This window comes from Streptomyces sp. NPDC037288 (assembly GCF_055603265.1).
In genome coordinates this window covers 1-11,954 of sequence record NZ_JBVJVY010000086.1, presented here as the reverse complement: position 1 = coordinate 11,954, position 11,954 = coordinate 1, and the positions used below count along the sequence as shown (strand labels likewise).

7 protein-coding genes and 2 pseudogenes are annotated in these 11,954 nt (G+C 66.4%); 4 read left to right on the top strand and 5 right to left on the bottom strand.

Going from position 1 to position 11,954, the window contains the following annotated elements:
• Positions 1–238: 238 nt before the first annotated feature.
• Positions 239–665, bottom strand: a pseudogene (locus tag ACZ7GZ_RS40400) (DUF4259 domain-containing protein).
• An 849-nt stretch (positions 666–1,514) separates the two neighbouring features.
• Here ACZ7GZ_RS40400 and ACZ7GZ_RS40395 point away from each other — a divergent pair.
• Both ACZ7GZ_RS40395 and ACZ7GZ_RS40390 read left to right on the top strand, forming a co-directional pair.
• On the top strand, positions 1,515–2,249 hold the full coding sequence (locus ACZ7GZ_RS40395) for a dienelactone hydrolase family protein (protein ID WP_471032440.1): 735 nt from the start codon (positions 1,515–1,517) through the stop codon (positions 2,247–2,249).
• A 148-nt stretch (positions 2,250–2,397) separates the two neighbouring features.
• Entirely contained in the window at positions 2,398–3,102 is a 705-nt protein-coding gene (locus ACZ7GZ_RS40390) for a hypothetical protein (RefSeq protein WP_471032439.1), read from the top strand.
• A gap of 930 nt (positions 3,103–4,032) precedes the next feature.
• Here ACZ7GZ_RS40390 and ACZ7GZ_RS40385 read toward each other — a convergent pair.
• Positions 4,033–4,305 (bottom strand): DUF4253 domain-containing protein, encoded by a 273-nt coding sequence (locus ACZ7GZ_RS40385; RefSeq protein ID WP_471032437.1) that lies wholly within the window; start codon positions 4,303–4,305, stop codon positions 4,033–4,035.
• A gap of 197 nt (positions 4,306–4,502) precedes the next feature.
• Positions 4,503–6,119, bottom strand: coding sequence for an ADP-ribosyltransferase domain-containing protein (locus ACZ7GZ_RS40380; protein ID WP_471032434.1), 1,617 nt, complete (start codon positions 6,117–6,119; stop codon positions 4,503–4,505).
• A 113-nt stretch (positions 6,120–6,232) separates the two neighbouring features.
• Between ACZ7GZ_RS40380 and ACZ7GZ_RS40375 the strand changes: the two genes are divergently transcribed.
• Positions 6,233–6,910 (top strand): macro domain-containing protein, encoded by a 678-nt coding sequence (locus ACZ7GZ_RS40375; protein WP_471032432.1) that lies wholly within the window; start codon positions 6,233–6,235, stop codon positions 6,908–6,910.
• 50 nt (positions 6,911–6,960) lie between these two features.
• Here the strand turns inward: ACZ7GZ_RS40375 and ACZ7GZ_RS40370 are convergent.
• A pseudogene (locus ACZ7GZ_RS40370) lies at positions 6,961–7,139 on the bottom strand (DUF4291 domain-containing protein); the annotation flags it as partial.
• 549 nt (positions 7,140–7,688) lie between these two features.
• Positions 7,689–8,096: a DUF3592 domain-containing protein gene (locus tag ACZ7GZ_RS40365; RefSeq protein ID WP_471032429.1), complete on the bottom strand. Its 408-nt coding sequence runs from the start codon at positions 8,094–8,096 to the stop codon at positions 7,689–7,691.
• 983 nt (positions 8,097–9,079) lie between these two features.
• Here ACZ7GZ_RS40365 and ACZ7GZ_RS40360 point away from each other — a divergent pair.
• A complete protein-coding gene (locus ACZ7GZ_RS40360; RefSeq protein ID WP_471032427.1) occupies positions 9,080–10,396 on the top strand; it encodes an MFS transporter in 1,317 nt (438 codons plus the stop codon).
• The last annotated feature ends 1,558 nt before the right edge of the window (positions 10,397–11,954 follow it).

Here is an 11,954-nt window from a genome sequence, read left to right as displayed (position 1 = left end):
CGCCTGCCGGGCAGGGAGCGGAATCCCTATCGACACACGCCCCGGGGCGCACGCCCCAACACTGATCGGCTACACCACGAAGCGGGACGCCATCGGATGCTCTCGCGGCCCAGCTGAGCCCGACAACGCATTATCACCTGCCGACTTCCCAACCAGCCATGCCAGGGCGCGTCAGCCCGAGTGCCGTGATTTCTCGGGCTCTGGCTCAGGTTTTGTGGCGGGTGACGCTCTGTCACTGTTAGACATCGAACAGCGGGATGGACGGTGATGGCGGAGCAAGGACTGTGCGAAGGCGGTTGAGGTTGGCTCGCCACTGCTTCCAGTCTTCCGGGTCGACCCAGTTCGAGGCCGGCCCGGCCTCGTCGCTGATGATGCGAGTGAGGGCCTTGTCCGCGAGTGTCCGGAGATCGTCAGGGAAGGCAGGCATGGGTTCTTCAGGGCCGTAAGGTCTTGTCGATTGGCTCGCCGCCAGGGCATTGCGCCGCAATCAGTGCGGCTGCGGCCACCGCTTCTTCTCCTTCGGTGAGCCAGCCGGTGGCGTCGACGGTGCGCGTGAGGACGCCACGGATCAGTGCCTCGCGTTCCTCGGGTTTGGCGTCGTCGAGAGCGCTGGTGAAGTCCGCGGCCGTGTCGTTGTCGAAGGAGCCGGTGTCCCAGGTGCCCATGTTGATCTCCTCGTGTAGTTGCGCCCGGATCCTCGCATGAGCCGCTGACATCGCGATCACAGTGCGAGCAGTACGCGCTTCCGCAAAAGGGCGAAGCCAGCACGCCCGAACATCTGGCGCTTGAGCATCTTGATCCGGTTGACATGCCCCTCGACTGCGCCAGAGCTCCAGGGCAGGGCGAGTCCGGCGGTGACGGCGTCGAGATCGCGGTGGATGCCGGACCTTGTCCACGGACCATTTCCGGGCGACTTCCCGAACGACTCGACGGTGCCCGACTGTCACTCAGAGTGGCCGCGTCACCGAAGTTGAGCCAGAGCCCGTTTTCGTGGACAAAGCCACCCCGCTTACCGATCACGGACGCCGGCTCACGCACACGGGAATGGAAACCGTTGATAGCGTCGAATGCGCGTCATCGAGGACCGTGTGCAGCGCGAACCGCGCCCGGCCGTCCGCCGAAACGATGTTCAGCCGCTCACCCTTCCCTGACACGTACGCGCCACCCGACGCACTCATGCCCACCAACAGCCGGACGTTGTCTGGCGTACCCTCCGGGCAAGCCGAGTCAGAAAGTCACGAGACTCCACCACGCCGTTGGCGTCAACGACCTCCCAGCACTTCACCGGCATAGACCGTGTCCTATGTAGTGAGGCGGCATCCGGCCACGGAGCCTCCGTAAAAACCTGTTGGCGGACCACGGCGACCGTTGCTAATCTCCCGGAGGCCGTGCGAGAGAACGAGGAGGTGGTACCCGTGAACGCAGTATCGACATGGGTGCTTCCCTCCGGGGTCACGGTCGGGCGATAGGTCGTCCGGGAGCGCCGTTCAAGCGCACTCCCGAAAGGCACGACCATGCGATTCACTTCTGAACAGCGCCTCGACGACGGCGTCCTCGAACGCGAATTCACCCTCGGCGAGATCCCTGGCATCCTGTGGACGCCCGCATCCGCATCCGCACCGGTGCCGCTGATCCTGCTCGGCCACCCTCCGCTCGGACTGCGCAAGATGTACCCCCGGCTGGCGGGGCGGGCCCGGCACGCCGCGGCGGATGGCTTCGCCGCGGCCACCATCGAGCTCCCCGGGAGCGGTGACCGGCCCCGTTGGGCCGCCGCCGAGCAGGCCCGCGCCGACCTGCGCCGGGCTATGGAGGCCGGCGAGCCGGTCGGCGACGAGATCATCGACGCCCTCGTCCTCCCGCTCGTCGCAAAGGCGGTCCCGGAATGGCAGGCCGCCCTGGACGCCCTCCTGTCGTTGCCCGAGATCGGCGGTCCGGTCGGGTACTCGGGGGGACTGATTTCCATCGGCATCCGGCTTGCGGTGGTCGAGCCGCGCATCTCGGCCGCTGTTCTGTTCGCCGGGAGTCTCGTGCCCGCCGCCATGTTCGAGGAGGCCCGCCGCGTCAGCATTCCGCTGCACGTCCTGCTGCAGTGGGACGACGAAGGCAACGACCGGCAGTCGGCCCTGGACCTGTTTGACGCCTTCGGCTCCAAGGAGAAGACGCTGCACGCCAACATGGGCGGGCACACCGGCGTCCCGCAGTTCGCGGGGGACGCCGCGGCCCGGTTCTTCGCCCGGCATCTGCGCTAGCCGCGGGCCGGCCCCGCCGCCAGGCCAGTAGGCAGGAGGCGGTGCCGGCCGGTACGCCGCTCACCAAGGACAGGCCCTGGCCCTCCCCGATGACGGTGCCCCACCACCAGCGCCCGGGCCGGGGGTGCGGGGTGACAGCCGGCAGCACGTGCGCATCGCGGCGTTCGGTATTCCGCGGAGGCCGCCGCTGGGCACGGTGATCCGGCTAACCTCGGTGAACAAGACCTCGGTGGCGGGCCGCTACGCGGCGACGAAGAAGTCGTCTGGGCCCTTGACAGTCCGCTGGCGAGCAATGGTGATAGATCGCAAACGGCTTCGAGGGGGGTCTGTGGATCTCGGCTCTGTGATCATCGCTGTGACAGGTGTAGCGGGAACGCTTGGGGCATCGTTCGTCACCCAACGCGCCTCCGAACGGGCGAAACGTCGGGAGATAGAACTGCTCCGCGGCCACGAAGCGACCCGCGAGAACCAACTTCTTCGACGTACCTGCTACGTGGAGCTCAATAGGGCTGCACGTCAGTTCACCACGGCGCTCAACCACCATCTGCACGTGATGCGGGAACGCAGTGTCGAGGAAACCGACAGGGATGCACTCGATGAAGCCAAGGGAGCCCATCGCGATCGATACTCCGAAGCACAGATGATCGCTCCCGATGAGGTACTCGCACGTACGAGCACGGTCAACCAGGCTTTGAGCAAGGCCTATGGCCAAGTGAAACGTCTCGAGCGAGGGGAACCCGGGCCGGGGGAGACGATGGCCACTGCGACCCAGGCCCAGGCAGATATCTGGGACATGCTCCGGGCCATGAGGACCGCGATGCGCCGTGACCTTGGTGTGTCACCCACAGAGTGACGACGGCCGCCAGAACTTCACGGTCAGGCCGGCTGAGAGCCGCAGCAGACGTTATACCGACGAGCTCAGGCAGCCTGGACGTCCTGCGACTCCCGTACGGCGCGTTCCGCCAGGACAACTCCGCCTCATCGTGCTCCGTGAACGCGACGGCCGGGAGCGGCGCACTTCGCCGACCGCCGAGGCCCGACCCACGACTACCACCTGGACGTGCCGTTCGACGAAACCCTCGCCCGGTTGGGGACCGGGCACAGCACGCACGCTGCCCATGCTGCCGGCCGGGCGCACCGCGGGGCCGGTGTTCGTCACCGGCCGACGGGCCCCTGCCGCCACGCCGGCAGCTGACCGCTGCCCGGTGACGGGCCGAGTACGGCTTTCCTGCCGCCGAGCCGTGGAACTCTTAACCCCCGCGACCAGACCACTCGATCCAGCCGGCCGCGGCTGGACCCTGCTTGCCCCGCTTGCCCTGCGCGACCGCACTGCCACACAATGCGCCGCTCCCTGAAGCGGTTCGATGTCTCCGCGCCCGCCCGCCCGTTGGCCGGTCTCTTCCTCGGACCCATGCCGGGCTCGCATGCGAGCGCCTGGGTCCTGCCGGTATCGCGATCGTCATGGGGCCGCTGCCACTGTTCTGCACGGCGCAGTGCTGGTCCAGGTTGGGCGCGACCGGTCCGCCCGGGTCGGCGGAGGCGGGCGACGCTCCGGCGGCGGTCAGACCGATCAGGACGGCGAGAGCGGTGGTCACCGCTCTCCAGGGTCTCCAGGCCTTCCATGGTCTCCAGGTCTTCCAGGGTCTCCAGGTCTTCCAGGGTCTTCGGGTCTTTCGGGCCATCGCGGATGCCCCCAGGTCGTTGGTGCTGCACGGTGCTCTCCACTTGTGGCGGCAGAGACGCCCGTACTGCACCTACGGTTCCGGGCCTGGTGCAGCTCCGCTCAGTCCCAGCGACAGGACCAAGTACGAGCGCCCACAAGCCGCTTGGCGTAGTCCTGAAGGTCCTGCGGGTCGTCTCCCGTCTCGTCCGGGCAGAACGCGAAGTGCTCTACGGCGAGTGCGGCGATGGTGTCTCGGCGGCGGACGCGGCGAACGCTGACCTGCCGGTTGGTCCAGTCAGCAGCGGTGCGGTTCCTGGGAACAGTTGAGCAGCTGGCCTTCGGGGTGAGGTTGTCGCCGCGGCGGGAGGTCCAGCGGGTGATGCGCCTGGTCATGATGATGGTTTCCGCCCAGGTGAATCAGCGATTTCGAGCGCTGGATGAGCCGTTCGTGGATATGCCCGGGCCTGCACAGTCGAACTCTGTGAGGAATAAATGGGGTGACTGTGAGGAACCGAGGCTCGCATGGCAGAGAGCTCTGGGACGTGCCCTGGCCGGACTCCAGCCATTCACCCCGGCCCGTTCACATCTGCTCAGGACACGAGGGGCTGCTCTTCGGACTCGGCCAGCTTTACGGTGCACAGACCGCCACGCTCGGTCTTCACATCCACCACCTCGAGCTGCGTGCCCGGCAGGAGGATGAACTCCTCCTCGCCCGTGAACGCGGAGTAGTTGCGAATGCCGACGGCCCGGGCGGGCTGCACCTCGAAGAGCGTCCGCTTGCCGCGGCTGCCGAGGAACGCCCGTGCCACGCCGAGCTCGGAAGTGCACGAGGACACGCCCCACCAGGTCACGGTCCGCCCCACCGGGTACTGCGCCCGCAGGTCCAGCGGCACTCCGCGCCACAACGGCTCCTTGCGGACGGGAAGCCCCGAGACCGCTGAGAACAGCAGCCGCAGATAGGGGAGGTACGGGACGACCTTAGACCGGTCCGGGTTGCGCAGGATGGCGTTGATCTCCCGGTAGAACGCGGACTCGCAGGTGTAGAGGTAGAGGGCGGCGACGGCGTCGGCGGACAGGCTCCCGGTGCCTTCGTCTGCCCGCAGCTTTCCGAACTCGTGCGCCCGCTGGACGTGCCGGTCGAGAGAGCGCAGCAGCCTGGCGACGGGGCTGACGGCGTCACAGAAGTCCATGAGCGGGGTATCGAACACGCCGGTGATCGCTTCAAGGACGAGGCCCTCGTCCTTGACGCTGGAAAGCCGCTCGAGGTACAGCTGGTGCAGCTCCATGGTGGACGTGATGAACGCGCCCATGCGCTCGGCGACGTCACTGTCCGTCCCGCCGGCCCCCGCCCCGCCCCTGTTCCACCCTCGGCTAGGCAGCCAGTCGATCGCGTCGGCACCCACCGACGCGAGGGCGTCGTTCACCATTTCGAAGTGGTCGCCGTCGCAGAAGATGTCGCCCTGCGCGGCAGGGTTGCAGTGGTCGATATGCCGGACCTCGACCTTGGGGTACTTCTTCTGGAGACGGAGGACGACCTGCTTCAGACTGCGGGCGTGGGCCCCCCACCACGCGAAGACGACACCGCGGTCCTCTTCGTCGGCATTCTGCTTGGCCTTGAGTATCTCCTCGACGATCCGCTCGGCGACCGGACGCCAGAAGCCGGTGTGCGGGTCGGCCCCCCTCGGCCCGTCGCTGCTGGCGGTGAGAGCCGCGTTCAGCAGCAGTACGCCCTGCGTGAGCATCGCCTGGAACCATTCCGGCGGTTGGACGGTGTCCTGCTTCTTCAGCAGCGCGCGGATGTCGGCGATCGGGGTCTTCTTGGGGATGCCGTACTTCCACATCGCCGCCGTCTTGATGATGCAGCGGATGCTGACGACCCTGCCGAACTGGCTGTCCTTCCAGTCGTGGAAGGTGTTGTCGAACATGGCGATGCCGGTGGCGCTCTCCGGCCGAGGGTACGGGTTCTGCCCAAAGATGACGACCTTCCACTTGTGGGGTGGGTTGGGCTTGAGCGCCTGGAAGGTCAGTTCGCGTACGGGAACCACATCCGGGCCCCGGCCCGGGCCGATGAACGAGGCGGCGTTCGGCTGCGCCTCGATGACCGGCTTCAGCAGCGGGAGCCACGGTTCACCGCCGTCCTTGAACAGTTCGGCGAGGGCGAGCGGGTCGCTCGGGTCGGGCTGGGCTGAGGCATTGGGATTGATCATGGCCGGGAGGCTAGCAGCGGGGTACGACAACGCGATCTCCCAACTGCGTTGTCAGTGGGGGCCTGTAGCGTGGTGATCACTGGAAGGACCCTTTCCCGACGGGAGTGTGGAAGATGAGCGTGAACCGCGTGCAGCCGCCGCTCAAGGTGGTTTTGACCGACGTCAACGCCAGGGTGGTGCAGGCGTGGCGGGCGGCGTTCGCCGACACTCCCGGGATCGAGATCCGCCAGGGGTCGATCCTCGATGAGACCGTCGACGCCTGGGTCAGCCCCACCAACTCGCGGGGCCTGATGAACGGTGGGGTCGACGCAGTCATCAAGCGGCACCTCGGCGCGGGGATCCAGCTGCGCGTACAGCGGGCGATCCGCGACCAGTTCGAGGGAAGGCTCCCGGTGGGAAGCGCGGTGTGCATTCCGTCCGGGGCGACCAACCCGAAGTTCCTGATATCGACGCCGACGATGGAACAGTCCTCGCAGAACGTGAGCGAGACCCTCAACGTGGCTCTGGCGTGCGCTGCCGCGTTCCAGGCGATCCACCGGCAGAACAACGGAGCACCCGGCAGCATCAAGTCGGTGGCACTGGTCGGCATGGGTGCCCAGACGGGCCGGGTACCGGCACGCGTGTGCGCCAACCTGATGTGGACGGGCTACACGCTGTTCAACGACTACTGCTTCGACGACTACGACAACCTGCGCGACACGATCACCGCCCAACTCGACGACATCGAAAACGCCCCCACCGGAACCCGGGTACGCATAGCCCCGCCCAACCGGGCATCATCCCGTCGGTGAACGGCGCTTGGACCAACTTGCTTAGTGATCATCCCGATTGGCAAACGAGCTCATCGGTGTAGATGTGCCAGGCCCGGGTCGCCCACGGGGTAGGGACGTTCACGGGGCAGGAGTTGCCGTGCGGCGTCCAGGCGTCCAGGTCTCCGTCTCGTTCATGCGCGTGGATCGTGTGGGCGAGCGATGTGACGTCGGTGATGGATACGGCCCACTCATCGGCGTAGACCTGAGCTTCGAGGTGCTTGAGCGCACGGCGAGCCTCGGTGCAAGTCCAGCAATTGGCAGGCCTTGTTCAATCGATTGCATCCTTCTCGGCAGGCTTCGACGAAGGCTACGTATCTGGCCTTCCGCGGCGCTCTGATGAGCCGTACGTGCTCCGCGAGTATCTGTGAGCGAGCCTGAGAACGGGCGAGGAGCGCGGCTATCACGCCGGCTCCTTCAGCACCAACAGTGCCCGCGGCGGCGCCAAGTACCGCTGCGTGTCCTGCATGCATTTCTCGAAGTCTGCCGGTTCTTGCTTGCCGTGACTGCCAGTTCGGCATCGTCGGGCTGAAGCTCGATGGGACGACCTTAGGTTCGAGTTTCAACGAGCCAGTCAAGCGCCGCCGCTGCTTGGTTCCTTGAGCGCCAGTTTGGAAGACCGCGTACGCGGATCCCTCCTAACGTGGGGGAAGCTGACCTGCGCGTTCGCGGAGCGCTGCCCTCTATTCCGCGGTGGTCCCTGGGTATGCCTCTCGAACGGGCACACGGGGGCACGATGGACAGCTCGCCGACTCGCCCCTCATAGGGCCAGGCAGATCCTGACGCCAAGGGCGACGACGAAGAGGACGGCCATGCCGATCAGGAAGCGGCGGACCGGTGTTCCGTCCTCCGGCAGCGTATAAGCGATCACCGCTCGCTTCGGCTTCCTCGGGTCATAGATGACGTCGACCCGCTGCCTGACTTCTGCGCTGGCCTGGGAACTGCGTGGTGTGGTGAACGTGATCGAGTCCCCGTCTGGGATACGGAACCGGATCAGACAGCTGACCTTGCCATCCCGTGCGGAGTGACTGACGCAGACACCTCGCCCTTTCACGCCTCGCCGGCGAAGCCGTTCGTTCCAGAAGTGAGGAACCGCGAAGAAGAAGGAGACAACAGCCGTCATGACCATGACGGCCTCAGCCAAAAGAGCGGCTTCCACGTGCGTCATCTGCTCCCCCTCAGATCGACATGCCCCAAGGGCCACCACAGCATCACCGCTCGTAAGTACCTGGTCAAGCCTTGATCGCAATGAGGCACACCCGCACACGCCCGCTCTCACCCCAGCTCCCATCCAGTACGCCGTCGACCCACACACCGTGGAGCAGGAGTGGTTCCGAGGCGTCAAGGCGGAGCGCAACCACTGTACGAACGACCTTGACGCCCCCGGGTCGCGTCTGCTCGGCTCTGGCTGGGTCGTCGGTGTGCGGGATCGGGGCCACGCATACGCCACGACGGACCCGCAGCCGGCGACGGCGCACCCTCCATCCCGGTGCCGGCCCATCCACCGCCGGACGCATCGCTCTGACCGTGGCCTCGTTCGTCCTGGTCTCGACTCAGGGCCGTAGCTCGCTGCGGCCCCAAGGGCCAGCCCCGGCGCCGAAGGCGCAGAGGGGCCGAGCCCACGGGGCCGGTCCGCGCCTTGCGCGGGCCCTTGATGAGGCAGAGACACCTGCAATGGGCTCCAGCTGGTGCGGCTGAGCGTGGTCAGGTGATTGAGGTACTCACGGCCAGCCGGTTTCGGCCGCGGAGTCCCGATTGACGATGGTTGCAAGCTCTCGGCTGACCATGAGCAGGCACGGCAGGGACGGCAGGGACTGCCGGTCGCCGCCCCCGCGCACGATCCCAGGATCGTCGCATTCCTTCTATCGCGTCACGGCGCTTCCTTGGCGGAGGGATATGATGATATCGCCCGGTTCCGCCACCCTTCCCGGTGGCGGTCTCACATAGTTGAACGCCATTCCTCACAGGGGTTGTTCCTGTTTTCCGTGTGACTTTTCCCCTGGCGATGGGGCCTTTCTCCGGCTGTCCTCACCTCTTCATACTCCACCGTCGGTGGCGGTGCCGGCTCGCGAAAGCTCTGTGGGAGTACCTCTCGAATCGCCGAGCGCACTGCCCACGTGTTCTGGGAGACAGTGATCAGACGTTGGGGGAATGTTGACGGCAGGTGCATCGAATCGCACGCCCGAAGGAAGGTCCGTCGGACGCTCGGAAAGTGGGGGATCTTGGCTCGTAGCGCGCGGCATTCTGCTTGAGCGGGGTCCGAGGCGCACGCTGGCCGCCGCCAGCTTCATCAACATGCTCGGCAGCGGTGTGTTCATGGTCAGTGCTTCTGTCTTCTTCACCCGCTCCGTCGGACTGCCGGTATCCCAAGTCGGCCTTGGTATGGGCGTGGGAGCCTTGGTAGGCCTGCTCTCCGGGGTCCCCGTGGGCCGACTCGCCGACCGTCGCGGAGCACGTGAGGTCTACATGCTGACCTTGATAGTGCAGGCCATCGCCATGGCGATGCTGGCCTTTGTTCATGCCTTCTGGCTGTTCACGACGGTGGTCTGCCTCACCGAGCTCGCCGGCTCGGCCAGCCAAGCAGCCCGTGGGCCCATCGTGCGGGGCCTCGCCGGCGAGCGCCCGGCCCACTTCCGAGCGTATCTGCGCAGCTCCGCAAACCTGGCCTCCAGCCTCGGGGCGCTGCCGGCCGCACTCGTCGTCCAACTGGACACGCATGCCGCGTACCTGTGCCTGGTCCTGGGCAACGCCCTGAGCTTCGCGGCAACCGCCGCTGTCGTCAGCCGCCTTCCTTCTTTGGCGCCTGTCCCGGCTCCTCCTGGTGACGGACGCTGGTCGGCGCTGAAGGACTACCGTTACATGCTCATCACGGGACTCGACGGCATCATGTCGATGCACGGCTCCGTCCTGGTCTTCGCCCTTCCGCTGTGGATCGTAGGACACACCCATGCGCCTCGCTGGTTCGTCGGAACAAGCGTCCTTCTCAATACCGTCATGGTGGTGGCTCTGCAGGTCAGGGTGAGCCGTGGAATCGACAGCAACGCCTCCGCCGCACGCGCTTGGCGCCGCGCCGGCTGGGCCTTCCTGGCCGGTCTTTCCCTGATCGGCTTTGCCTCGCGCATGCCCGCAGGGGGAGCTGTCCTGCTGATCCTGCTCGGAGTGGGTGTCCATACCGTCGGTGAACTCCTTCACGCAGCAGGCTCATTCGAGGTGCGCTACAACCTTGCCCCCGCACACGCCCAAGGCCAGTACTCGGGGGTCTTCCGGTTCGGCAGCAGTCTGGGAAGCGTTGCCGCGCCCTCCGTCCTGGTGTGGCTCTGCCTCGACACAGGTACCCCGGGCTGGCTCCTGACGGGTGCCCTCTTCCTTGGCGTCGGACTCGTGGCTCCCCGCACGGTCCGATGGGCAGAGCAAACGCACCCGAACCAAATCGCAGGCTCCGCAACTGCCACACCTCAGACGTCGTGACCACATCACAAACACGCTCGAGAAGACGTTGCTCCGGTTTGACGGAGGGCCTGCCGCCTGCATCGGATGGCTGGGCCATCAGGACACGCTGGAGTCAGCAGCGCACGCGAGCGATCTCGCCGTCAATGCGGACGACGCACTCCTTGAACTGTCTGTAAGCACATGTTTTGGCTCCCCTGCACCGAGTTCTTTCGGCTCCACTGGAGGGGGGTGAGGTGGTGTGATGCACGCCCCTGTAGGACGTTGGACGCCTCGACGTGTCCTTCCATGAAGGAACCCTGGGCCTGCGAGGCGTAGACGCGGTGGACGGCCTTGCCGGAGTACGACAGCCGCAGCGGGAACACGTAACACTTGACGACCTCGCCCGCCAAGCGGACCCAGACATCGGCGAGGCCACCTCGGCTACCTCGCCGGGCAGATGGACCCTGCGGGATCATGCCGGTCAGATGCCGGCTCCCCTCCAGGACCTCGGCCTCGATCTACGGAACGTCTGGCCAGCACGTAGTCGCAGACTGTGGAGTACGACGCCTGGTCGAAGCCGTACTCCTGCGCGAGACGCTGATGGATCCTGCGGGCGGTGTGCTTCTGCTTGCGCGGTGCGATCGCATCGTCCCGCAGCATCGCGTCGATCCAGCCCATGGGCCGGATCCAGGACCGTAACTCTCGGCGCCGGTTTCTTCCTCGGCGGTGAGAGCGCAGAGGTCAGCGCCTGCCTCACCGTCCGGCGGTGCACTCCGTACTTCTCCGCGAGTACGCGATGGGACATCTCCGGATCGAGACGCTTGTCCCGCCGGATCGCAGCGAACAGCTCCGTCCGCGACAGCCCATCCCGGCCTCCCGACACGACCGTGATCAAGCAACACAGCCTCCGACACGACGTGATCGACGCACAAACCGTGGGCTCCGCTCTGAGCGCAGGCACTAGAAGGTCGTCAGCCTCACTGGGTGCCCGACGAGAATTGCACCATCCGCCAGCAGTAGCACCACGTATTTGAGGCCCAGCAGTACGCGGCCCGCGCGCCGCGCCGTCGTGGATCTGCACCAGCGTCTCGACGATGCCCATCGCGGCGAAACCTTCCGGATCGGTTGCGCCGAAGACGTGGTGCGCTCGGACCGTGCGCGGCGTGGTGCGGTGCGGACAATTGCGGTGACCGAGTATCCGGTACTCGGGCTCCAGACCGGCTTCTGCCGCGGCTCCAGCGGGGCGGGAAAGCGGGCTGAGCGTCTGCGGTAGTCGGCCAGGACGGCCCTGGTGTCGGGAAAGTGCTCCGCTAGAAAGCGTGAAATGGTGAAGGGGGGTCTTTGAGGTGGGAGGTAAGGCTCATGTGGGCATCTTGGTGGACAGCAAGTTCTGTCAGCCCGGGGCAGGTGCCCAGGACGGCCTAGAGCTGTAGCCGGTCGCCCTCGGTCAGGGCGTCCGGATGGGTGAGAATCCAGCGTGTGACAGCGTGGGCCGACGGCGACGATGGCGTCCCGCTTCGTGGTGTAGCCGATCAGTGTTGGGGCGTGCGCCCCGGGGCGTGTGTCGATAGGGATTCCGCTCCCTGCCCGGCAGGCG